Consider the following 23,236-nt stretch of genomic DNA (forward strand, 5'->3'; position numbering starts at 1 on the left):
CTCGCCGTTGCCGTAGAAATCGAACCGGGCGCTGCCGATGCCCTGCGCTGCCAGAGCGCGGGACAGATGGGTGTACATGGACTTGTAGCCGCTGCAGCTGCCGGCAAAGCCGTGCAGATGCACCACAAAGGGTACCTTGCCCTCGGTGTCGGGCAGGGTCACGATGCCGCGCAGGGTGTGGCCATTGCGGTTTTTAAACTGAACCTGTAAGATCTTCATGGTTTACTTGCTCTCCTTTGCGGCGCGGCGAGCCTTCAGCTCGGTCAGCATCTCAGCAGTCTTCTGCTTGGTCAGGGGGTAGACGAAGAACAGGATGGCAACTGCAATGCCGTAGCCCAGGAAGTAGACGCCGGTGTAGCTCTTCCAGATGGCGTTCACAACGCCTGCGGTCTGCACAGCGCCTGCGGTAACGTTGTAGCCGATGGCACCCAGCACAAAGCTGGACAGGCTGCCGGAAATAGCGCTTGCAAGCTTGCGGAAGAAGGAGTAGGTGGAGTAAACGATGCCCTCGTTGCGTTCGCCGGTCTGCAGCTCATGGTAGTCGATGGCGTCGTTGACCATAGCCCAGATCAGCACCTGCATGCCGGAAGCGCCCAGATAGCAGATACCGTTGATGACGATGAAGGCCACAGGGTTGTGGACGGGGAAGAAGAACAGGATGCCGAACACGATGGCGGCAAAGCCTGCGCCCATGCAGCACCACTCCTTCTTGCCGAACTTGTTGGCCAGAGGCTGGGTGATGGCAAAGGACAGCACAGCGTACAGCACGCTCAGCATACCGGAGACAGCCTGAATTTTAACGTTGCCGAAGAAGTCCTTATACAGGTAGGTGTTCAGACCGTTGACCACGGAAGCACCGATCATGCCGGTCAGGCTGAAGAACATAACGCCCAGCAGAGCCTTATTGTGAGAGATCTCCTTGAGCACATGCAGGTAGTTCAGCTTTTCGCCCTGCGGACGCTCGGGCACTTCCACGCGCTCCTTGCACCACACGCAGGTGATCTGCAGGCACAGCAGACCCAGCAGAGCGCAGATGCAGGCCAGCATCAGGAAGCGGCCGGCCACGGGCTTGTTGTCCACATACAGGAACAGGGGGCCGATCATGACCATGACGGTCATGAAGATGGTGCCGCCAAGGCTGCGGTAGCGGGACAGTGCGGTGCGCTGGCTGACATCATCGGTCATCACGCTGGACAGGGTGCCGAAGGGCACGTTGACGCAGGTGTACAGCGCCTCGTACAGAACGTAGGTGACGAACATGTAGGCCAGACGCAGGCCGTAGTTGATATTGCCTACATTGACAAAGCCAAGTATGCACAGCACTGCCATGGGGAAGGAGAAGGCGCGGATCCACGGGATGAACTTGCCGCCCTTGGTGGCCTTACGGGAGTCCACGATGGCACCGATGATGGGGTCATTCACGGCGTCCCAGATCTTGGTGATCAGCAGCAGGATACCCACGTGGAAGGGGTTGACCTGCAGGATCAGGGTGTAGAAGATCGACAGATACATGGCGCGGTACTGCTCGGTGAAGCAGCAGCCCAGATCACCCAGCGTATAGCCGATCTTGTCCTTCATGGAGAAGGGGCGGATGGTCTTTTTCTGGTCCATTGTGTTTTATCCTCCTTAAAAACAGTGAAACCACGAGACTTTTCGCACAAGTCTCTTTTCTACATTTACATTATACGTTAATTTTTCATCAATGCATATCCAAAAAATGATTGAAAACTATCGCAAATTGATGTATTATGCAATTATAACAGTTGTACTTTTCTGTTGTGTACAACAATTTGTTACATATGACAGTTTTATGGAGAACTTTTTGGTGAATTATACAGTCAAGCGTTACCTTTTTGAGCAGAGCGCCGTCCGGGAATTTTATTCCGGCGCGTATTATGATTTGTTTCTGGTCATGCGGGGCAGCGGTGTGTTCCGGTGCAGCGAGGTGGTGCTGCCCGCACAGCAGCAGAATCTCATCATCTTCAAGCCCGGTCAGGGCGGCAGACTGGAATACGCCGGTGCTTACGGCCCGCTGGAACTTATTCGGGTGCAGCTGTCCCCCCAGACGCTGGCGCAGCTTTCGGACGCAGATACCGACCTTGAAAAAAGCTTCAACGTGGTGCCCTTCCGGCAGGTGGCTGTGCGCCCGGACAGCCAGATCTATATGCTGCTGAAAAACCTTGCCCGGAAGCTGCTGATGCTCCCGCAGGAGCGCACCCAGTTCGGTGCAGCGGTGTTCGAGCACGGTATTTTGCAAATGTTTGTGGTGCTGGCGCTGCGTGCCTGCATCCATGCGGAGTTCCACACCGCATCGGTCAGCCGCTACCACCTGATGCTGGACGAGGTGTTTTTGTTTATTCAGGCGCACCTTACCGAGGAACTGACGCTGGAGCGGCTGGAAAAGGAGTTTTTCGTCTCCCGGGAACATATTGCCCGGGAATTCAAACGCCAGACCGGGCAGACGGTGCACCGCTATATCGTAAAGGCGCGGTTAGACCGCTGCTGCACCCTCATCGAGCAGGGGCTGCCCATCACCGAGGTGTACAAGACCAGCGGCTTTGGCGGTTACAACCACTTTTTCCGCGCCTTTAAAAAGGAGTACGGCATGACCCCCAAGGAGTACTTCCACACCACCCGGCAGGACGCCCGGGGATGAATCCGGCAAAAGCAGCGCCGTCTGCGCCTGTGAAAAAAGCCGCCCGGGAAGATCCGCAGATCCTCCCGGGCGGCTTGCTTATCCTATTTTTTTTCTTTTACTTGCGGTGGGTGAGGCAGAAGACGCACAAGGGGATTGCAAACAACATGGCATAGTGGTATACTAATCTTGCAGTGATATAAGTCAAACTTGTCACAGTCGGACAAAAAGGCTTGTAAGCCGACAAAAAATGTCGGCGTTGCAGGCCTTTCTTTTTTTGCGAAAAATCAAAAGCAGAGGGATGCAATGATTCTTGAAACGATTGCGGCTGTCAATACGGCGGTCAACAACTTTGTGTGGGGCATACCGGCTATGGTGTGCATCATCGGCGTGGGGCTTCTGCTCAGCGTGCGCACGCACTTTTTGCAGATACGAAAGTTTCCATATGCCATCAAAACGACAATCGGGCGTATGTTCCGAAAAAAAGATGCCTCCGACGGTACGATGACGCCGTTTCAAGCGGTGTGCACGGCGTTGGCGGGCACGGTGGGTACCGGCAACATTGCGGGTGTTGCGGGCGCTATCGCCATTGGCGGCCCGGGCGCGGTGTTTTGGATGTGGTGTTCGGCGGTCCTGGGCATGTGTACTAAATTTGCCGAGGTCACGCTGGCAGTCCACTACCGGGAGCGCAGCGCCGCCGGGGAGTGGGTCGGCGGCCCGATGTACTATATCAAAAACGGCCTGGGCAGGCATTGGCAGTTTTTGGCGGTGCTCTACTCGCTGTTCGGTGTGCTGACGGTGTTCGGCACCGGCAACGCGACGCAGGTCAACACCATTGTGGCCGCCATTGACACGGCCCTGACGGAGTTCAACGTTGTGAGCGGCAGTGCGCTGTCCACCTTGAATCTCGTCGTTGGCATCATCGTTGCTATGCTGGTGGCCATGGTGCTGCTGGGAGGCATCAAGCGCATTGGCAGCGTCAGCGAACGCCTTGTGCCGTTCATGGCGCTGTTCTACATCGTGCTGTCAGTGGGCGTTGTCATCCTGAACATCCAGCGCTTTCCGGCGGTCATCGAGGCCATCTTCGCGGGGGCCTTCAACCCGGCGGCCTTCACCGGCGGCGTCATCGGAAGTCTCTTCGTCAGTATGCAGAAGGGTGTCTCCCGCGGTATCTTCTCCAATGAGGCGGGCCTTGGCACCGGCTCCATTGCCCATGCCTGTGCCGACACGAAAAAGCCGGTCAAGCAGGGTGTGTTCGGCATCTTTGAGGTTTTTGCCGACACCATCGTCATCTGCACGCTGACGGCCATGGTCATCCTGTGCAGCGGTGTCCCTGTCAACTACGGCGCGGCGGCCGGTGCCGAGTTGACGATCTCCGGCTTCACCACCACCTACGGCGGCTGGGCGTCCATCTTCACGGCGGTGGCGCTGTGCTGCTTTGCGTTCTCCACCATCATTGGCTGGGGCCTGTACGGCTCGCGCTTCATCGCGTTTTTGTGCCGCAGCGACAAGGTTGTGCGCCCCTTCTTTGTGGTGTACTCCTTCGTGTCCATCCTGGGTGCAACGGTCGATCTGGGGCTGCTGTGGAGCATTGCCGATACCTTCAACGGCCTTATGAGCATCCCGAACCTCATTGCGCTGCTCCTGCTGTCCGGCACGGTGGTCGAACTGACCAAGGACTATTTTGCGAAAGAAAAGGTGTAAAAAATGTTTATTGGAACCTGGTGGTCTCTGATGCCGCCTATCATCGCCATCCTGCTGGCGCTGCTGACGAAAGAAGTTTACCTCTCGCTGTTTGCGGGCTGTGCGCTGGGGGCGCTGCTGGTGGCGGAGTTCCACCCTTGGCTGGCATTTGACACGCTGTTCAACACGATGATCAACAGCGTTGACTTCTCGATTCTGATGTTCATGATCCTGCTGGGCATGGTCGTCATGCTGATGCAGGAATCCGGCGGTACGCGCGCCTACGGCGAGTGGGCGGCAAAGAAACTCAAGAGCAAGCGGGCTACCTTGGTGGCAACGTCGCTGCTGGGGGCGCTGATCTTCGTGGACGACTACTTTAACTGTCTGACCGTCGGCTCGGTCATGCGCCCGGTCACGGACAAATACAAAGTTTCTCGCGCAAAGCTGGCCTACCTCATCGATGCTACCGCTGCACCGGTCTGCATCATTGCGCCGATTTCCTCCTGGGCGGCAGCAGTCAACTCCTACGTCCCGGCGGGCAGCGCCATGTCCGGGTTTGAAATGTTCGTGCGCACGATACCGTTCAACCTCTATGCGCTGCTGACGCTCTACATGGTGTTCTTCATCTCGCTGGTCGGGTTTGACTTCGGCCTGATGAAAAAGCATGAGCGCAACGCCGCCAATGGCGACCTCTTCACCTCGGGCGGGGAGGCATTCCAAAACCAGGAGACACACGACCCCACAGAGGGCGGCAAATACGCCAAGGGCAAGGTCATTGACCTGATTGCGCCGATGATCGTGATGATTGCAACGGCCATCGGGGCTATGATCTGGACTGGCTACCTGAACGGCGGCACGAACCTTGTGGAGGATTTCGCCAACTGCTCCTCGTCGGAGTCGCTGGTCTTTGCGGGGCTTATCACGGTGGGGTTCCTGCTGGTGCTCTATCTGCCGCGCCGGGTCATCGGGTTCAAAGATTTCATGAACTCTGTGCCCGAGGGCGGCAAGCTGATGATGCCCGCTATCCTGATTCTGGTGCTGGCTTGGACGCTGAAAGGCATGACTGACGCGCTGGGCATCGGCGATTTTGTGCGCCAGGCCGTCAGCCTGAACGCCGGGCTGATGCGGTTTGTGCCGCTGTTGATTTTCTGCATTGCCATCTTCATTGCGTTTTCCTCCGGCACCAGCTGGGGCACGTTTGCCATTCTGGTGCCCATCGTTGTCAATATGTTCAGCGAGACAGACCCCAACATGATGATCGTGGCCGTAGCCGCCGTGCTGGCGGGCGCTGTCTGCGGCGACCATATCTCGCCAATCTCCGACACCACCATCATGTCCAGTTCCGGCGCACAGTCCAACCACATCAACCACGTGCAGACCCAGATGCAGTACGCCATGGTCGTGGTGGCTGCCTGCGTGCCCGGCTACCTGATTGCGGGCTTTACCGAGAACTGGCTGCTCACCTTGGCCGCGTCCCTCGTCATCCTGACTGTGATGCTTCTCTGGCTGCGCAAGCGCAGTTTAGCTGAATGAAAAAAGCAGTGCTTTCAAAATTGAAGGCACTGCTTTTTTATTCTGCGTGCCCGGGCGGATTCCATATCCGCCCGGGCCGTCTTATTTCAACGTTCCATCAACGACCTGCTGGTAATACCACGGCTTCTCGGCGTGGAACACCCGCCCGGCCAGGTGGGCAAAACGCGGGTCGGAAATCTGTGCAGGGAAGCGCAGCTCCCACGCGCAGAGGGCTTGATACTTGAACCGCAGCTCCCGGTTGGCGGTGTTGCTGCCGTACTTGGAATCGCCTAAGATCGGGCAGCCGATGTGTGCGAGGTGCGCCCGGATCTGGTGGGTGCGCCCAGTCACAAGCTCGACCTCCAACAGGGCCAGCCGTCCGCTGACGGCCAGCGTCTCATACCCGGTGATGACTTCCTTCGCGCCGCCTGCGGTCGTGTCGGTAATGCGCACAATGCCGCGCTCGGCGTCCTTCAAAAGGTAATCCCGCAGCAGGGCGGCGGGCGGGTTCGGGCGACCGAACGTCACGCAGAGATACCGCTTTTCAATGTCCCGTGCCTTGATGGCAGCGGTCAAAAATGCCTCGGCGGCGTTGTTTTTTGCCAGCAGCACCAGGCCGCTGGTGCCGGTGTCCAGTCGGTGGCAGAGCACCGCGTGGGTGGCCTTGCCCTCGGAGGCCAGCTTTGCCTGCACGCGGCGAATCAGCGTGTCGGTGTCCGGCCCATCCACCGCAATGCCTGCGGGTTTGCTGGCAATGATAATATCGTCGTCCTCATACACAAATACGGCGGCGGGGGTGGGGCGGTTTTCCAGCTGCTCATCGGTCAAAAATAGTTTGATTGTGTCGCCGTTCTGTACCCGGGTCGAAAGCGGCTGCCTTTTGCCGTTCAGCTTGATCTTATTTTCGCGCAGGGCCTTGTTCAGCCGCCCCATGCCTAAGGCGGGGAACTGATCCATCAGGTATTTATCCAGCCGCACCGGCAGCAGGCTTTTCACGTGCAGTTCTTTCATTTTGTTGTCAGCTCCTCATTCCACAAAATCGTGGCATCGTCAATTTCCAGCGTAACCATCAGCCAACCGGCGTCATGGTTGTCCACTTCCAGTATCGGGTATTCGCGGCCCCCGGCACACAGGTATGCAGCACCGTCCAGCTTTGCGCGGGCAAAGGGAGAGTCCATAAAGCAGACTGTCTTTTTGGTGGAATCCAGCACACCGCGGTTCCACAAAGCGTCGGTGTAATCCGCCAGCCGCAGGGGATAGTTTTCATCGTAGGGCGTGCAGAGCGCATCAAAAGTCTTGCCTTGCAGCCCCGGCGCGATAACGTACCAGCTGGCCGTGCCGTCGGTACTTGTCACCCGGCCGCACCAGGCGGCATCTTTTACCGGCTCAACGGCTTGCAAAAATGCGCCTTCGGTCGCAAATAAATAGAGAGTATCATTCTGCAAATCGCCGTTCGCCAGCGCATCCAGCGCGGTCTGCCGCTCGGCGGCAAGGGCGGTTTCATCATAGCGGGCGGCGAAGGGGTCGTTCGTGGTCATGTCGTTGTCGGCGGCCCACAGCGCCAGGTGCAGGCTGTCGGCCTGCATCCCTTCCACGGATTCAAGGTGTGCGTACCGCCCGGAGGCTGTCTGCCAGAAGCTGCTTTGCATCTCGGTAGGAAAAGCGTCCGCCGTTTGCGCGTCCCGCATGGCATCGTGCCGCTGGATGAGCGCGGGGCTTACATCCCACAGCTGCACCATTGCAAACATGGCCACCCAGACTGCTGCCTGGGGCAGCCGTGCCAGCCCGGTGAACGCCGCCAAAACCAGCAGGTAATACACCGGCCAGAACAGCCGCCCTCCGGAGCGGAACACCGAAAACAGTTTGATAAAGGAAGCTGGTAACGGCAGCGTGGCCAGCGTAACGCCGTTTGCCGTGATGACGTTGCTCACGGCAAACGCAGTCAGCACCACACAGCAAAGGCAGAGCGCCCAGTGGCGGCGCAGATACCCGGCCAACCGCCGCCGCGCCAGCACCAGCGCCACCGGCAGCGCCGCCAGCACGCCCAGCCCCAGGTAGGCAAAAGCGTCATAGTTGCCGCCCACCTGGTTTTGCGCGGGCAGCAGACGGCTGTACAAAACGCCGTTTACGCCCACCGGGTTCCACAGCGCGTTTAAATTCATGGCAAAATAGCCGTACAGCGCCTGCCCGCCGCTGGTGGCCGTGCCGTACAAAAGCCCCAGTGCCCAGCCCAGCGCTGCCGTGCAGACCATATTGCTGCCCAGATACACAGCGGGTCGCAGCCATTGCCGCTTTTGCACGGCGTATTCCAACAGAAGCGCCAGCGTGACGGCGTAGGTCATGGGCAGAAAATAGGGGTGGATGCCCACGGCTAAAACATTGAGCAAAAACAGCCCCCGCGACGCATACAGCCCCGGCCGCTTACAGACAAAATAGCAGTAGAGCGCTGCCAGCACAAGCCATTGCGCCCCCAGTGAGGTGTGCCGGAACGCGCGTTCGATCAAAACAGGGCTGGCGGCAAAGACGAGCGACCCCGCCAGTGGGGAAAACAACCCGCCCGCAAACAGCGAACACAGCAGCGCCCCAAAACCGCCCTGCAAGGCAAAGCACACCAGCGTGAACCAGCCAAAATACTGGAACGTGCCACCAAGCGCCGCCGCCAGCGGGCGGCATAAAGCCGCCAGCAGGGGGATGGAGTCGGTGTAGGCTACGCTGACCCCGCCAGGGTAGTTGACGGCATCCGTCACACCCAGGGGCCAGCCGATGGCGCTGCGCTTATAAAACAGCCAGCCCGCGTAGTGCTGCTGGATGTCCTTTTCGATATAGCCGCCGCGGCAGAATGCGTCATTGGCGACGTTCAGCGGCGCGGTGCCATACACCAGTAAAAAGATGGCCACCCCCAGCAGGGCACCCAGCAGAAACAGCTGCGCTTTGCGGGATAATTTATGGTTCAGCATATAGCCCATTCCTCGCACTAAAAAACAAAAGTCTAACCGACCGGACGGAAGGTTAGACTTTACGAGGAAATGCCGCTGACCGGGATCGAACCGGTACGGTATCGCTACCGAGGGATTTTAAGTCCCTTGCGTCTGCCAGTTCCGCCACAGCGGCATAACATATTTATTGTAGCGCATGATGGCGGAAATGTCAATCTTCCCGGCGCGTTTTTTCCATCCCAAAACCCAATTTGCACAAAAAAATCAACATCAGCCGCTTGTGCTTTTGCCCGAGATTTGCTATACTAATATGGTATGTTTGGATAGGTGCGCCCATTTGGCAAGACCCGGGCGTTTTATAATAAGGAGAATTCACTTGGAAAAACTGACCTATACCCACAATGACGCTGCGGCCAAGGTGCTGGCGGCCTACTACGAGACCCCACCGCTGGCGTATGTGCGCAGCTACGGCTGCCAGCAGAACGTCAACGACGGAGAGAAAATCAAGGGCGTTTTGCAGGATGTCGGCTACGGCCTGTGTGACAATGTCGAGCACGCCGACCTCATCCTGTTCAACACCTGTGCCGTGCGTGAGCACGCCGAGCAGCGGGTGTTCGGCAATGTCGGTGCGCTGAAAAAGCTCAAAGAGCAGAACCCCCGCCTGATGATCGGCATCTGCGGCTGCATGGCCCAACAGGAGCATATCGTTGAAAAGCTGCGCCAGAGCTACCCCTATGTGGATCTCGTGTTCGGCGTTGACGGCATCGACCGCTTACCCGCCATGCTGGCGGAGCGCATCCGCAAAGGCAAGCGCTACCTGGAAAAGCCCGAGGAACGCAACGCCGTGGTCGAGGAACTTCCCATCCGGCGGGACTCCGGTTTCCGCGCCTGGCTGCCCATCATGTACGGTTGCGATAACTTTTGCACCTACTGCATCGTGCCTTATGTCCGCGGGCGGGAGCGCAGCCGTGAACCTGCCGCCATTTTGGCAGAGTTCAAGCAGCTGGTGGCCCAAGGCTACAAGGAAATCACCCTCTTGGGCCAGAACGTCAACAGCTATGGCAAGGGGCTGGAAAACCCCATCGACTTTGCCGATCTGTTGAATCTTTTGTGCGAGATGCCCGGCGACTATCAGATTCGCTTCATGACGAGCCATCCGAAAGATGCCAGCCGCAAGCTCATTGATACGATTGCTGCGCAGGAGCATCTGTGCAAGCACATCCATCTGCCGGTGCAGTCCGGGTCTGACCGCCTCTTGAAGGAGATGAACCGCCACTACAACGTCGCGCAGTACATGGACCTCATCAATTATGCGAAAGAAAAGATCCCCGGCGTGACCTTCTCCAGCGACATTATTGTCGGCTTCCCCGGCGAGACGGAAGAAGATTTTGCCGCGACGCTCGACCTTATCCGCAAGGTGGGGTATATGCAGCTGTTCACCTTTATCTATTCCAAGCGCATGGGTACGCCCGCCGCCAAACTGCCTGACCCCACGACCCACGCCGAAAAAGCCGCCCGCATGGACCGCCTGCTGAAAACGCAGGAAGAGTTCGCCTTTGCGGCCACCGCCGCCATGACCGGCCAGACCGTCCGCGTGCTGGTGGAGGCCGCCGGCCGCAGCGAGGGCACCGTCAATGGCCGCTTGGACAACAACCTGGTGGTCGAGTTCAAAGCCCCCGAAACCCTCATCGGCCAGTGGGCCGACGTCCACGTCACCGGCTCCCGCGCCGCGCTGCTGGTGGGCGAACTTGCCGAATAAACCCAATCTACATTATATATACAAGGAGATTTTACCATGGATTGCATTGATCTTTTTAAGAAAGCCGCAGCTGCTTTGCAGACTGACGTCCGCTACCTGGAACTGGACGCCGCCCGCCGCGAGAATGACGCGGACGAGGAGCTGCAGAACATGATCGGCGAGTTCAACCTCGCCCGCCTGGACCTGAACAACGAGAGCGCCAAGCCCGAAACCGACGCTGCCCGTGTGGCCGAGCTGAACCAGCGTGTCAACGACCTGTACAGCCAGATCATGGCCAGTGAAGGCATGGTGCGCTACAACGCCGCCAAGGCCGAGTGCGAGGCCCTGGTCAGCCACATCGACGCCATCATTAACACCGCTATGAACGGCGGCGATCCCATGACCGTGCAGGCCCCCACCGGCGGCTGCACCGGCAGCTGCTCCACCTGCGGCGGGTGCCACTAAAGCTTGAGGCACGGTAGGAAACTGTAGGGGCGAGCATTGCTCGCCCGTCACTTCCCGTTGCCGCTCATAGCCCGGGCAAACGGCCCGCGGGCGGGCAATGCCCGCCCCTACAAAGCAACGTATTAACCAGACAAAACAGGAGTGTGAAACATGGCCGAACAAGCAGTATCGCCCATGATGCAGCAGTATTTTGAAATCAAAAAACAGCATCCCAACGAGATATTGTTCTACCGCGTCGGTGATTTTTACGAGATGTTCTACGACGACGCACTGACGGCCTCCCGCGAACTGGAACTGACGCTGACCGGCAAAAACTGCGGCAGGGAAGAACGCGCCCCCATGTGCGGCGTGCCGTTCCACTCCTACGAAACCTACATGGCACGCCTGGTGGCCAAAGGCTACAAGGTCGCCATCTGTGAGCAGATCGAGGACCCGGCCCTGGCCAAGGGCCTTGTCAAGCGTGATATCATCCGCGTTGTCACCCCCGGCACCGTCATCGAGAGCAGTATGCTCCGCGAGGACAAAAACAACTATCTGGCGAGCATTTTCTGCAAGCGCACCCGGGGCCGCTGGCGTGCAGGCGTCTGTTTTGCCGATATCTCCACCGGCGAAGCCTACGCTACCGAGCTGAACGCTGAAAAAATCGGCGGGGCCATCATCACCGAGCTGTGCCGCTACATGCCCAGCGAAATTCTGATTTGCCCGCCGATGCTCGACTTCAAAGACGTGACGACCTACATCAAGCAGCACACGAACGCCCTTGTTGAACTGCGGGAAGATGCCTGCTTCAAGGACACCGTCATGGAATCCACGATGGCGGATCAGTTCGGCGCGAACTGGCGGGAGACGCTGGGCTATGAGAAAGACGCCCTCGTGCCTTACGCCGTGGCTGCCCTGCTCAACTATCTGCACGAGACGCAGAAGCACGGCGTCGAGCGCATTAAGACCGTGCAGAACTATGCCGACGCACAGTATATGCGCCTGTCGCCTGTGACCCGCGCCAATTTGGAACTGACCGAGACGATGCGCGGCCGCGAAAAGCGCGGCACGCTGCTGTGGGTGCTGGACAAGACCGAGACTTCGATGGGCAAGCGCCTTCTGCGCTCCTGGATCGAGCAGCCGCTGGTGGATGCCGACGCCATCAACGCACGGCTTACCGCCGTGCAGGCACTCTATTCCGCCAGCATCGCCCGCGCTGATTTGAAAGAAGCTCTCGGTCATGTGTTTGACATCGAACGCCTGACTACCCGCATTTTGTACGGCTCGGCCACCCCGCGCGAGGTCAAGGCACTGGGGGATACCTGCGCTATGCTGCCCCAGGTCAAGACCCAGGCCGCCGCCTGCGGCGCACCGCTGCTGACCGATCTGTCCGAACAAATTGACCTGCTGGAAGATGTTTTGCAGAATATCCAGACTGCCCTTGTGGACGACCCACCCGCCAACATGAAGGACGGCGGTGCCATCCGCGCGGGCTACAACAGCGAGGTCGACGAGCTGCGGGACATCATGCACGGCGGCAAGGGGTATCTCTCAAACCTTGAAGCCCGCTACCGCGAGGAAACCGGCATCCCGAAGCTGAAAATCGGCTTCAACAAGGTGTTTGGCTATTACATCGAGGTCAGCCGCTCTTACACGGACTCCGTACCTGATACTTTTACCCGCAAGCAGACGCTGACGACGGGTGAACGCTACATCACGCCCGAACTGAAAGAGCTGGAAAATAAGATCCTCGGCGCGAATGAGCGGCTGCTCGTCCTCGAACATCAGCTGTTCGCTGACTTGCTCTCGTCGATTTCTGCCGAGATCGTCCGCATCCAGCGCACGGCGTCCGCCGTGGCGCAGCTGGATGTGCTGGCAGGCTTTGCCGAGGCCGCACTCCAAAACAACTACGTCATGCCCACCGTCGATGAGAGCGGCATCATGGAGATTAAAGAGGGCCGCCACCCGGTCATTGAGCAGATGCTCAAAGGCAGCCTGTTCGTGCCGAACGACACGCTCTTGGATGAGGACGAGAACCGAATGCTGCTCATCACCGGCCCGAACATGGCCGGTAAATCTACTTATATGCGCCAGAATGCGCTGATTGCCCTGATGGCGCAAATCGGCAGCTTTGTACCCGCTGCCAGCGCCCACATCGGCGTAGTGGATGCGATTTTTACCCGCGTCGGCGCGTCGGACGATTTGGCTGCCGGGCAGTCGACCTTCATGGTCGAAATGACCGAGGTCGCGGAGATCCTCAAAAATGCGACGAAGGACAGCCTGGTCATTCTCGATGAGATCGGCCGGGGCACTTCGACGTTTGACGGCATGAGTATTGCCCGCAGCGTGGTAGAATTTATCTGTGAGAACATCGGCTGCAAGACGCTGTTCGCCACCCATTACCACGAGCTGACCAGTATGGAACAGGATATCCACGGCGTCAAAAACTACAACATCGCCGTCAAAAAGCGCGGTGAGGATATCACGTTTTTGCGCCGCATCGTTGCAGGCCCGGCGGATGACAGCTACGGCATCGAGGTCGCCAAACTCGCGGGCCTGCCAGGCAGCGTGACCAAACGCGCCCACGCAGTGCTGCGCCAGCTTGAGGCCAACGCCCCAGGCCGCAACAGTACGATGCAGCTGGACTTTGACACCGTCGAAGCCTACAACAACCCCAGCGTCCCCAGCGAGGTGGTGGAAAAGCTGCACACCGTCGATATCGAGACGCTGACCCCGCTGGAAGCGCTGAACTTTTTGTATGAACTGAAAAATACCCTGGACAAAGACTAAAGGCAGGTGAGACCCATGGCGGAAATTCGTGTGCTGGACAAGCATACCGCTGAATTGATTGCGGCAGGCGAGGTCGTAGAGCGGCCGGCCTCCGTGGCAAAGGAACTTTTGGAAAATGCTATCGACGCGGGTGCAACGCAGATCACGCTGTCTGCAACGCGCGGCGGCATCCAGCAGCTGCAAATCGTGGACAATGGCTCGGGCATCGAGGCAGAATATATCGATAAGGCGTTTATCCGCCATGCTACCAGCAAGATTGCTACGGCGGACGACCTCGGGCACATCCACACCTTGGGCTTCCGCGGCGAGGCGCTGGCGTCGATTGCCAGCGTTGCCAAGGTCGAGGTGCTGACCAAGACCGAAGCCGACGAGTATGCCTGCTGCTACCGCATCGAGGGCGGCGAGCCCCAGGGTATGGAGCCGGGTGCTCGCCCGGTGGGCACGACCATCACGGTCAACGACCTGTTTTACAACACCCCCGCCCGTATGAAGTTCTTGAAAAAGGACGCCAGCGAAAGCACCTTCGTGGCCGAGACGGTGCTGCACGCAGCGCTGTCCCACCCGGAGATCAGCTTCCGCTTTCTGCGCGACGGCAAGCAGCAGTATGTCACCCCCGGCGACGGCGACCTGCGCAGTGCTGTCTACGCGGTCTTAGGCCGCGAGTTTGCCCGCGACCTGCTGCCGGTGGACGGCGGCAGCGAGCTGTACCACGTCACCGGCCTGGTCACGCCGCCGCGTGCCTGCCGTGCCAGCCGCGGGGCGCAGCATTTCTTCGTGAATGGCCGCTATGTCAAAAACCGCACGATGATGGCAGCGCTGGAAAATGCCTACAAGGGTACGATGATGCAGGGCAAGTTCCCGGGCGCAGTGCTCATGTTGGAACTGCCGCCGGACATGGTGGATGTCAACGTCCACCCGGCCAAGACAGAGATACGTTTTGCACGGGAGAGCGATGTGTTTGACGCCGTTTACCGCGCAGTGCGTGCCGCACTGGCAACGCCGGGCAGCGGGGAATGCCGCTTTGAGATGGGCTACACCGCCCCTAAAGCTGGGCAGACCGAAATGAAGCCTGCCGAGCCCCCGAAGCCCGCGGCCAAGCCCGCCGTGACGATGCCCAAAAAGGGCGGCTTTACGACGCTTTCCTCCGTCGAGTACCGCGCACTGAACGGCCTGACGGCCCCGGTGCCCGCAAGGCCGCTGCCCGGTGTATTGGAAGCACAATCCCCGAAGCCCGCCTACAATGCAGGCTCCGCGCCGAAGCCGCTGACGCCCGCCGCTGTGACCCCGGTCACGCCCATGGAGCCGGTGACGCTGCCGACGCCCCAGCCGATGCCGCCGGTGAACACCGACGACGCTGTGCTGGACATCCTGCCCGACGAGCCGGACGAGAGCGCCGCCGCACCTGCGCAGCCCGAACCGGAAAACGATTACGTCCAGAACGACCCCCACGCACTGAGCGCCCTGCCTGATATGGTCAACACCCGACCCGAGCAGACGACGCTGACCCCGCCGCCCGCAAGCGAACCGCTGCGCCTGGTGGGCGAGGTGTTCAAGACCTACATTATTACCGAGCGCGGCGGTGAGCTGTGCCTCATCGACAAGCACGCCGCCCACGAGCGCATCCTGTTTGAGCAGCTGGCGAAGGATTACGGCAATGTGCCGTCCCAGATGCTGCTGGTGCCGGTGCAGGTCAATCTGACCGCCGCCGAAAAGCAGGCGGTTTTGCAGAATATCGACCTGTTGACCGACGCGGGCATCGAGGCGGAAGATTTCGGCGGTTCCACCGTCGTTGTCCGCGCTGTGCCCGCCGATGTGCCGGTGGACGACGTGGAGGATATGATCGTGGAAGTCGCGGCGAAGCTGATCGACGGCGGCCGCGACGCTTTGCGGGAAAAGACCGAGTGGGTGTTGCATTCCATCGCCTGCCGCGCCGCCATCAAGGCGGGCGACCACACGAACGCTGCCGAAATGCTGGCGCTGGCCCAGCACATCATGGATGGCACGGTTCCGCCGTTCTGCCCCCATGGGCGGCCCTGCGTGCTGAAAATCACCCGGAAGGAGCTGGAAAAGCAGTTTGGCCGACTTGTCTAAACCCCGCGTTGTCGCGGTCGGCGGCCCCACGGCCAGCGGCAAGACCACGCTTTCCGTCGCGCTGGCAAAGGCGTTCGACGGTGAGATCATCAACGCGGACTCTATGCAGATTTATAAAAATCTTGACGTAGGAACGGCAAAACCTAGCGCAGAAGAGCGGCAGGGGATACCACACTACCTGCTGGACTTTTTAGGGCCGGAAATGCCGTACAGCGTGGCAGATTTCACCGCCGCCGCCGATCCGTTGATTCGGAAACTCACGGCACGCGGCAAGCTGCCCGTCGTTGTGGGGGGCACAGGACTTTATATCACCAGCCTTTTGAACGGCATGAACTTTGCCCCGGAAAAAATCGACCCGGCTATCCGCGCCCGCCTGCAAGCCCGGGCCGACGCCGTGGGCGGCGCAGCGCTGTACGCCCAACTGCAAAGCATTGATCCCGATTACGCCGCGCAGGTCCACCCAAACAACCTGCCCCGCGTCATCCGTGCGCTGGAATTGTACGAAGCCACAGGCCGCAAAATGAGTGCGGAGCGCATCAGCGCCCGGGCTGCCGAGCCACCGTACCGTTCGCTCTGCCTTTGCCTGACCTGCCGCGACCGCGCGGCGCTCTATGACCGCATCGGCCGCAGGGTGGACTTAATGGTGAAAAACGGCGTGTTGGACGAGGCAAAACAGGTCTATGACCATCGCGAGAGCTACCGCACGGCGGCCCAGGCCATCGGCTACAAGGAGTTCTTTCCGTATTTTGAAGGCACGGCGCCCTTGGAGGAATGCACCGAAAAACTCAAGCAGGCCACCCGCAACTACGCCAAGCGGCAGCTGACCTGGTTCCGCCGCCAGAACGACGCGGTCTGGCTTTATATTGATGAAGAAAACGTCATCGACCGCGCCTGTTCGCTGGTGCGTGAATTTTTGCAAAACTGACAGAAAGGGGAGTGTGCAGTGGAAAAACAGCCGAACCGCACAGCGGCAAAGAGAATTTTTCATGTGGTCGGGCTGCTGGCACTGGCACTGGTTTCTGTCTACATTATTGTACAGTGTTTCGTTATTTTTCACCGCTCCTACAAAACAGAGACTGCCATCAAGTACACGTTGGCCGAGAGCATTACCCTCGACGGCGTTGTGGCGTTTGACTCGGTGGATGTGGCAGGCAGCGGCGACCTTGGCTACCTTGTCCAGGACGGTGAGCGCGTCACAAACGGAACCATCGTGGCCGAAGTGTACACCGATGATTCCCAGGGATTGCAGCGCGAGCGGCTTGACCGGCTCGAGCGCACCATCACGCTGCTGACAAAGTCCCAGAACTCCACCGGCAGCGACCTGTCGGTGCTGACGAACCAGACAAAACAGGCGCTGTACAACCTGCTGGATAAGATCAACACGGCTCAGTACAGCGGCATTACCGACGCCGAGGATACCTTCCTGCTGGCGCAGAACCGTCTGCAGGTCAGCACCGGCCAGACGGCGGGCTTTGCAGATACCATCGCGGCTTTACAGGTTGAATATGACAGCATCAAAGCGCAGCTCGACGCTTTGCAGACTATCACGGCCACGACGAACGGCTACTTCAGCAGCACAGCGGCGTCGCCCGCCATCGCGGCGGATCGCCAGGCACTGGACGACGCTGACCCGGCCACTCTGCAAAAGATGCTGGCGGACGGCTTCCCGGCGGCCGCCACCGACCGCGCCGGGCAGATCACCACCGGCTTTTCCTGGAAATTTTATGCCGTCTGCGACCTGGATACCGCCGCGCGGTTCGACAATATTTCCAGCGTCAAAATCAGCGTGCCCGGCAAGCAGAACACCCCGCTTTCTGCCACGGTGGAAGAGGTGGCGCCGGACAAAGACAACGGCATCGCCAAAATCGTGCTGCAGTGCCAGACCATCAACGCCGAGGTGCTGAGCTTTGGTCAGGAGACCGCGCAGATCGACCTGAAAACCTACGAGGGCATCCGCATCGACAAGGAGGCCCTGCACATCGTGGACGGCCAGCGCGGCGTCTATGTCAAGTACGGCAACCTGCAAAGATTTTTGAAAATCACGACGCTGTATGAGAACGACAGCTACATCCTCATCCCGGAAAACGGCAAGATCGGCACCGACAACGAAGTGCGGCTCTACGATGAGATCATCGTGCAGGGTACAAATTTGCAGGACGGCAAACTATTATAACGGAAATACGGCCTTTTGTATTGACAAGACAGCCTAAAAAGAAGATAATATTTAATGTATATCGCTGTAATAGCGCGCTGACGTGAACAGCGCATACTTATCTCAAAGGAGTTTTACGACCATGTCCATGTTTGACAGTTTGAAAAGCAAGCTCGGTATCGACCCCGACGCTGATTCTTATGTAGATGATACCGAAGATGATGTTTTCCCCGGCGGCCAAGGCGGTGCGCAGGAATATACCCAGCAGGAGGTCAAACAGCACAGTAATAAGGTCGTGAACATCAACGCCACGACCCAGCTGCAAGTTGTGCTGGTCAAGCCCGAACGGTTTGAGGATGCCTCCACTATCGCCGATCAGCTCAACGCCAAGCGTACCGTTGTGCTGAACCTGGAATCCACCGGCAAGGAAGTTTCCCGCCGCCTGATCGATTTCCTGTCCGGCGTGGCTTACGCCAACAACGGCCAGATCAAGCGCGTTGCCACCAGCACCTTCATTATCACGCCGTACAACGTTGATATCATGGGGGATCTGATCGACGAGCTGGAGAACAATGGCGTATTTTTCTGATACCCAGGACACGCCTGCCAAGCGCGGCTTTGTGCCGCCGCAGAGCGACGATGAACGCCGCCTGATGCGCCGTGTGGAGGAACTGTGCCGCGTGGCCCAAAGCCGCGGCATCCCGCGGTATACAGGCTTTCTCTCCGACCGGGAGCAGAGCCTGGCGCAGGCTGCCTGCAACAAGGCGGGCTGTGACTGTATCCGCTTTTGGGGTGGGTTTGAAGGTGCCGAGCGCAAGGTGCTCTGCATTGAGCCGCCCGACGCCTGGCAGGAGGAACCGCTGGCCTATCTGCAATTTACCGCCTACGGAGATAAAGCACCGACCCACCGTGATTATCTTGGCTCTATCTTAGGGCTGGGACTGGAGCGCACCTGTGTGGGAGATCTTTTGGCAGACCCCGAACGGGGCAACACGTTTTACGCCGTCGTCCTGGCGGACAAGCAGGCGTTCATCAACGCCGAACTGACCAGCGCCGGGCACTGCACCGTGCACACCGAATGCGTTGACGCGCTGCCCGCCCATCTGCTGCGAAGCAGGGAACGCGCCTTGCAGGAGGCTACCGTGCCGTCCCTGCGTGCGGATGCTGTGCTGGCCGTGATGATGCATACCTCCCGCACCCGCGCGGCAGAATATATAGCTGCGGGCCGTGTGGAGATCAACCACCTGCCGCTGAAAGCTGCCCACGAGACCGCCTACGCCGAGGATATCTTCACGGTGCGGGGCGTGGGGCGCTTCAAGCTGGCGGCCATCGGCGGAAAAAGCCGCAAGGACCGCCTGTTCATATCCTTTTACCAATACTGAGCGCATGATCTGCCCGCCGTCTGCGGGCCGGGAATAACAGGGCACCGTCCCTGCATAGGAGGAAAGTCATGATCTCTTCTGAGGATGTCCGCCGCGTAACGTTTGACAAAGCGTTCCAAGGTTATCGCCGCGAAGATGTGGACGCATATCTGAAAGAGGTGGCCCAGGCCATGGACGACCTGGCTGCCCAGAATGATGACCTGCAAAAAAAGCTCGTTGTGCTGGCCCAGCGCATTGACCAGTACCGTGCCGAGGAAGACACCCTGCGCACGACGATGATCAACGCCCAGCGCTTAGGGGAAAATGTCATCCGCGAGGCCAAGCAGAAGGCCGCCGAGATCATACGCACCGCCAACATCAAGGCCGAGGACCGCGAGCAGCGCTCCCGCGATGATGTGGAGCTGGCCAAGCAGGAGATCGTCACACTGAAGAGCGAGGCGGACAGCTTCAAGCGCTCACTGATCGAGATGTACCGCAAGCACATCAACCTCATCAATAAGCTGCCGGATTACACCCCTCAACCTGAGGATCCGCCGGTACGCCCGATGCAGCCTGCCGCCGAACCGGCCCCGGCCCCTGTACAGGCCGCCCCGGCCGAGCAGCCCGCCGTGGAGCCGACCTACACGCCGCCCGCCGCCAAGCCTGCGCCGGAACCGATACAGCCCCCGATGCAGGAGACCGCCTGCTATGAGGAACCTGCCCCCGCACCCGAGACTGCTGCCCCCGCCGGGGAAAAGGTGGACACCGTAGAGTTTGCCATTGCCCCGCACCCGGAGGAGCCCGAAGAAATTGCCCCGACCCCCATTCCGGAGGCCCCGGCCATTGATGAGAGCCGCTTTCAGGATATTTCGGGCCTGTATGACGAACCTGAGGCAAAACCCGCCCGCCGCAGAAAAGCGAGCACCACCAAGCGCACCACCCGCAAAAAGGCAAGTGCCGAACCGCAGGAGGAGCTGAACTCCCCGGCGTTCGATAACTTTGAAGGCGTTGACTTTGACAGCTGACACCGGATGTGGTATAAATAAAGAATCTACAAAATAGAGGAGAGTAGGAAACTTTGGCGCAGAACTACAACGACACCATCCATAAGATGCAGACCCCCTTTGAAATGCGGGCCGGTCTGCCGAAAAAAGAACCCAAAATGCTGGAGGACTGGGAACAGAACCATGTCTACGAGCAGATGATCAAGAACAACGAGGGCAAGCCCCAGTACATCCTGCACGACGGCCCTCCGTATGCCAACGGCAATATCCACATGGGTACTGCATTGAACAAGATCATCAAGGATATCATCATCCGCTATAAGAATATGTCCGGCTTCCAGGCACCGTATGTGCCCGGCTACGACACCCACGGCCTGCCCATCGAGCTGAAAGCCCTCAGTTCCCTCGGCGACAAAAAGGCGGGCGTCTCCAAACTGGAGCTGCGCCAGATCTGCAAGGAATTTGCCACCGAGCACATCGGCGTCATGAACGAGCAGTTCAAGCGCCTGGGCGTGCAGGGCGACTTTGAAAATCCCTACCTGACCCTGCGCCCTGAGTTTGAGGCCCGCCAGGTTGAGATTTTCGGCGAGATGGCGAAGAAAGGCTACATCTACAAAGGCATGAAAGCTGTCTACTGGTGCCCCGAGGACCGCACTGCGCTGGCTGAGGCCGAAATCGAGTACGCCGAGGACGAGTGCGATTCCATCTACGTCCGCTTCAAGCTGACCGACGACCCCAACGGCGTGCTGGCTAAGCACAACATCCCGCTGGACAAGGCATGGATCGTCATTTGGACCACCACCACCTGGACACTGCCCGCCAACGTTGCTACCTGCCTGAACCCCAACCTGGAATACGCCTTCGTCAAGATCGGCGACGCTTACCACATCATGGCCCGCGAGTTGGTCGAGTCCACGATGAAGGGCTGCCACATCGACGAGTACGAAGTCCTGCCCGAGACTGTTCTCGGCAGCGAGTTGGAACTCATGCAGTACCAGCATCCGTTCCTGGACCGCAAGGGCCTGGTCATCCTGGGCGACCATGTCACCCTCGAAGGCGGCACCGGCTGTGTCCACACCGCCCCCGGCCATGGTGTCGAGGACTTTGAGGTCTGCGTCAACCATTACCCGCAGGTGCCTGTCGTTGTCCCCGTGGACGATGCCGGCCGCCTGACCGCCGAGGCTGGCGAGAAGTTTGCCGGTCTGAAGGTCTGGGACGCCAACAAGGTTATCCTTGAGCATATCAAGGAGAGCGGCCACCTGATGGGCGTGCAGCATATCACCCACCAGTACCCGCATTGCTGGCGCTGCCACCATCCCATCATCTTCCGCGCCACCGAGCAGTGGTTCTGCTCCATTGACGCTTTCAAAGAGGATGTCTACAAGGCCATCGACAGCGTGCACTGGCAGCCGGCCTGGGGTCATGACCGCATGGCGGGCATGGTTCGCGACCGCAGTGACTGGTGCATCAGCCGTCAGCGCGTCTGGGGCGTGCCCATCCCGGTATTCTACTGCAAGAAGTGCGGCAAGTACCACATCACCGATGCTTCCATCAAGGCTGTCTCCGACCTGTTCCGCAAGGAGGGCAGCGACGCCTGGTACAAGTATGATGCCAACGACATCATGCCCAAGACCGAGGTCTGCGAGTGCGGTGCTTCTGATTGGGAGAAGGACCCCGATATCATGGACGTCTGGTTCGACTCCGGCTCCACTTGGAGTGCTGTCTGCCGTGAGCGCCCCGAGCTGCACTGGCCTGTCGATATGTATATGGAGGGCGCCGACCAGTTCCGCGGCTGGTTCCAATCCAGCCTGCTGACCAGCGTTGCCACCCAGGGCGTTGCCCCATACCGCGAGGTTCTGTGCCATGGCTGGGTCGTCGATGCCCAGGGCAAGCAGATGCACAAGTCCGCAGGCAACGGCATGGAACCTTCGGAGATTATCCGCGATTACGGTGCTGATATCATCCGTCTGTGGGTCGCATCCAGCGACTACACCGTCGATGTCCGCGCCGGCAAGGAAATCTTCCGCCAGCTGTCCGAGGCGTACCGCAAGATGCGCAACACCGCCCGCTTCATGCTGGGCAACATCAACGACTTTGACCCCGCGAAGGATATGGTCGCGGATGACCAGCTGTTTGAGATCGACCGCTGGGCGCTGGATGCCTGCAACAAGCTGACCGCCAACCTGCGCGACGCCTACGACCATTACGATTTCAGCCGTGCCTACCATGCGCTGTACAACTTCTGTGTCATTGATATGTCCAACTTCTACATGGACGTCATCAAGGACCGCCTGTACTGCGCTGACGACCACGCACGCCGCTGTGCCCAGACCGCGCTGTACCGCATCCTGGTCGACTTCACGAAACTGCTGGCCCCGATCCTCTGCTTTACCAGCCAGGAGATTTGGAGCTACATCCCGAAGCTGCCCGGCATGAAGGACTACGTTGTCTTTGAGCAGATGCCCGAGGCCAAGGCCGATGCCGACGAGGCGTTTGAGGCCAAGTGGGCCCGCATCATGGCCATCCGCGACGATGTCAAGAAGGTCCTGGAGCAGGCCCGCGCTGACAAGACCATCGGTTCCGCGCTGGAAGCCGGCCTGACGCTGTACTGCAGCAAGGAGGTCTACGACTTCCTGAACGCCATCCCGATGGATGAGCTGGCTGACCTGTTCATCGTCTCTCACGTTGACCTCGTCGAAGGCGAGGGCGGCGTCAAGGGCCTGGTCGAAGGTCTCGGCGTTGCAGCTGCCCACGCGGCCGGCAACAAGTGCCTGCGCTGCTGGAAGTATGAGCCTTCCGTCGGTGAGGACGGTCTGTGCCCGCGCTGCGCCAAGGTCCTGAAACAGTAAGTTTTACTCCGTCAGCGGTGCTTATAGTGGTAAGCACCGCT

17 protein-coding genes and 1 tRNA gene are annotated in these 23,236 nt (G+C 59.2%); 13 read left to right on the forward strand and 5 right to left on the reverse strand.

Annotated features, from left to right (window positions below; genetic code table 11):
- Together ACZO0A_RS11020 and ACZO0A_RS11025 are read right to left on the reverse strand one after the other, a co-directional pair.
- Positions 1 to 219: alpha/beta hydrolase family protein (locus ACZO0A_RS11020; RefSeq protein WP_486846323.1), on the reverse strand; the 219-nt coding region annotated here is incomplete at its 3' end.
- 3 nt (positions 220 to 222) lie between these two features.
- The gene (locus tag ACZO0A_RS11025) at positions 223 to 1,611 is read right to left on the reverse strand and encodes an MFS transporter (protein ID WP_215691895.1); all 1,389 of its coding nucleotides are present in this window, start codon (positions 1,609 to 1,611) and stop codon (positions 223 to 225) included.
- 214 nt (positions 1,612 to 1,825) lie between these two features.
- Here ACZO0A_RS11025 and ACZO0A_RS11030 point away from each other — a divergent pair, with 214 nt between their 5' ends.
- From ACZO0A_RS11030 to ACZO0A_RS11040, 3 genes are all read left to right on the forward strand, one after another.
- On the forward strand, positions 1,826 to 2,656 hold the full coding sequence (locus tag ACZO0A_RS11030; RefSeq protein ID WP_291232398.1) for a helix-turn-helix domain-containing protein: 831 nt from the start codon (positions 1,826 to 1,828) through the stop codon (positions 2,654 to 2,656).
- A 288-nt stretch (positions 2,657 to 2,944) separates the two neighbouring features.
- Entirely contained in the window at positions 2,945 to 4,339 is a 1,395-nt protein-coding gene (locus ACZO0A_RS11035; protein WP_215692140.1) for an alanine/glycine:cation symporter family protein, read from the forward strand.
- Positions 4,340 to 4,369: 30 nt separating this feature from the next.
- Positions 4,370 to 5,851, forward strand: coding sequence for a Na+/H+ antiporter NhaC family protein (locus tag ACZO0A_RS11040; protein WP_302370507.1), 1,482 nt, complete (start codon positions 4,370 to 4,372; stop codon positions 5,849 to 5,851).
- Positions 5,852 to 5,932: 81 nt separating this feature from the next.
- Here ACZO0A_RS11040 and ACZO0A_RS11045 read toward each other — a convergent pair whose 3' ends face one another.
- The 3 genes from ACZO0A_RS11045 to ACZO0A_RS11055 form a co-directional block, all read right to left on the reverse strand.
- The gene (locus ACZO0A_RS11045) at positions 5,933 to 6,841 is read right to left on the reverse strand and encodes an RluA family pseudouridine synthase (protein WP_302375520.1); all 909 of its coding nucleotides are present in this window, start codon (positions 6,839 to 6,841) and stop codon (positions 5,933 to 5,935) included.
- Positions 6,838 to 8,787, reverse strand: a complete 1,950-nt coding sequence (locus ACZO0A_RS11050) for a DUF6311 domain-containing protein (RefSeq protein ID WP_302375522.1) — start codon at positions 8,785 to 8,787, stop codon at positions 6,838 to 6,840. Before ACZO0A_RS11050 ends, ACZO0A_RS11045 begins: the two co-directional genes overlap by 4 nt.
- A gap of 70 nt (positions 8,788 to 8,857) precedes the next feature.
- A tRNA-Leu gene (locus tag ACZO0A_RS11055) sits at positions 8,858 to 8,941 on the reverse strand.
- Positions 8,942 to 9,142: 201 nt separating this feature from the next.
- Between ACZO0A_RS11055 and miaB the strand changes: the two genes are divergently transcribed.
- From miaB to ileS, 10 genes are all read left to right on the forward strand, one after another.
- Positions 9,143 to 10,525 carry a tRNA (N6-isopentenyl adenosine(37)-C2)-methylthiotransferase MiaB gene (gene miaB, locus ACZO0A_RS11060; protein ID WP_486846324.1) on the forward strand — a complete coding sequence of 461 codons (1,383 nt, stop codon included), beginning with the start codon at positions 9,143 to 9,145 and terminating at the stop codon, positions 10,523 to 10,525.
- Between the two features lie 36 nt (positions 10,526 to 10,561).
- Positions 10,562 to 10,969: a YlbF/YmcA family competence regulator gene (locus tag ACZO0A_RS11065; RefSeq protein WP_215691906.1), complete on the forward strand. Its 408-nt coding sequence runs from the start codon at positions 10,562 to 10,564 to the stop codon at positions 10,967 to 10,969.
- Positions 10,970 to 11,119: 150 nt separating this feature from the next.
- On the forward strand, positions 11,120 to 13,738 hold the full coding sequence (gene mutS / locus ACZO0A_RS11070; protein WP_215691907.1) for a DNA mismatch repair protein MutS: 2,619 nt from the start codon (positions 11,120 to 11,122) through the stop codon (positions 13,736 to 13,738).
- A 15-nt stretch (positions 13,739 to 13,753) separates the two neighbouring features.
- Positions 13,754 to 15,829, forward strand: coding sequence for a DNA mismatch repair endonuclease MutL (gene mutL / locus ACZO0A_RS11075; protein WP_302375527.1), 2,076 nt, complete (start codon positions 13,754 to 13,756; stop codon positions 15,827 to 15,829).
- Entirely contained in the window at positions 15,822 to 16,754 is a 933-nt protein-coding gene (gene miaA, locus ACZO0A_RS11080) for a tRNA (adenosine(37)-N6)-dimethylallyltransferase MiaA (protein WP_302375529.1), read from the forward strand. Before mutL ends, miaA begins: the two co-directional genes overlap by 8 nt.
- Positions 16,755 to 16,772: 18 nt before the next feature.
- The gene (locus ACZO0A_RS11085; protein ID WP_302375530.1) at positions 16,773 to 18,002 is read left to right on the forward strand and encodes a biotin/lipoyl attachment domain-containing protein; all 1,230 of its coding nucleotides are present in this window, start codon (positions 16,773 to 16,775) and stop codon (positions 18,000 to 18,002) included.
- 121 nt (positions 18,003 to 18,123) lie between these two features.
- Positions 18,124 to 18,570 carry a cell division protein SepF gene (locus tag ACZO0A_RS11090; protein ID WP_215691911.1) on the forward strand — a complete coding sequence of 149 codons (447 nt, stop codon included), beginning with the start codon at positions 18,124 to 18,126 and terminating at the stop codon, positions 18,568 to 18,570.
- Complete coding sequence (locus ACZO0A_RS11095; protein WP_302375532.1) at positions 18,554 to 19,363, forward strand: YlmH/Sll1252 family protein; 810 nt, start codon at positions 18,554 to 18,556, stop codon at positions 19,361 to 19,363. The genes ACZO0A_RS11090 and ACZO0A_RS11095 overlap by 17 nt, the downstream gene beginning before the upstream one ends.
- Positions 19,364 to 19,431: 68 nt before the next feature.
- Entirely contained in the window at positions 19,432 to 20,367 is a 936-nt protein-coding gene (locus tag ACZO0A_RS11100) for a DivIVA domain-containing protein (protein WP_291230602.1), read from the forward strand.
- A 53-nt stretch (positions 20,368 to 20,420) separates the two neighbouring features.
- A complete protein-coding gene (gene ileS / locus ACZO0A_RS11105) occupies positions 20,421 to 23,195 on the forward strand; it encodes an isoleucine--tRNA ligase (RefSeq protein ID WP_275951424.1) in 2,775 nt (924 codons plus the stop codon).
- The last annotated feature ends 41 nt before the right edge of the window (positions 23,196 to 23,236 follow it).

Source organism: Gemmiger sp. (genome assembly GCF_057431175.1).

Coding starts and splice junctions, on each gene's coding strand:
- ACZO0A_RS11100 (WP_291230602.1), top strand. CDS start 19,432: ATGATCTCTTCTGAGGATGTCCGCCGCGTAACGTTTGACAAAGCGTTC.
- mutL (WP_302375527.1), top strand. CDS start 13,754: ATGGCGGAAATTCGTGTGCTGGACAAGCATACCGCTGAATTGATTGCG.
- ACZO0A_RS11095 (WP_302375532.1), top strand. CDS start 18,554: ATGGCGTATTTTTCTGATACCCAGGACACGCCTGCCAAGCGCGGCTTT.
- ACZO0A_RS11040 (WP_302370507.1), top strand. CDS start 4,370: ATGCCGCCTATCATCGCCATCCTGCTGGCGCTGCTGACGAAAGAAGTT.
- ACZO0A_RS11090 (WP_215691911.1), top strand. CDS start 18,124: ATGTCCATGTTTGACAGTTTGAAAAGCAAGCTCGGTATCGACCCCGAC.
- ACZO0A_RS11065 (WP_215691906.1), top strand. CDS start 10,562: ATGGATTGCATTGATCTTTTTAAGAAAGCCGCAGCTGCTTTGCAGACT.
- ACZO0A_RS11045 (WP_302375520.1), bottom strand. CDS start 6,841: ATGAAAGAACTGCACGTGAAAAGCCTGCTGCCGGTGCGGCTGGATAAA.
- mutS (WP_215691907.1), top strand. CDS start 11,120: ATGGCCGAACAAGCAGTATCGCCCATGATGCAGCAGTATTTTGAAATC.
- ACZO0A_RS11050 (WP_302375522.1), bottom strand. CDS start 8,787: ATGCTGAACCATAAATTATCCCGCAAAGCGCAGCTGTTTCTGCTGGGT.
- ACZO0A_RS11025 (WP_215691895.1), bottom strand. CDS start 1,611: ATGGACCAGAAAAAGACCATCCGCCCCTTCTCCATGAAGGACAAGATC.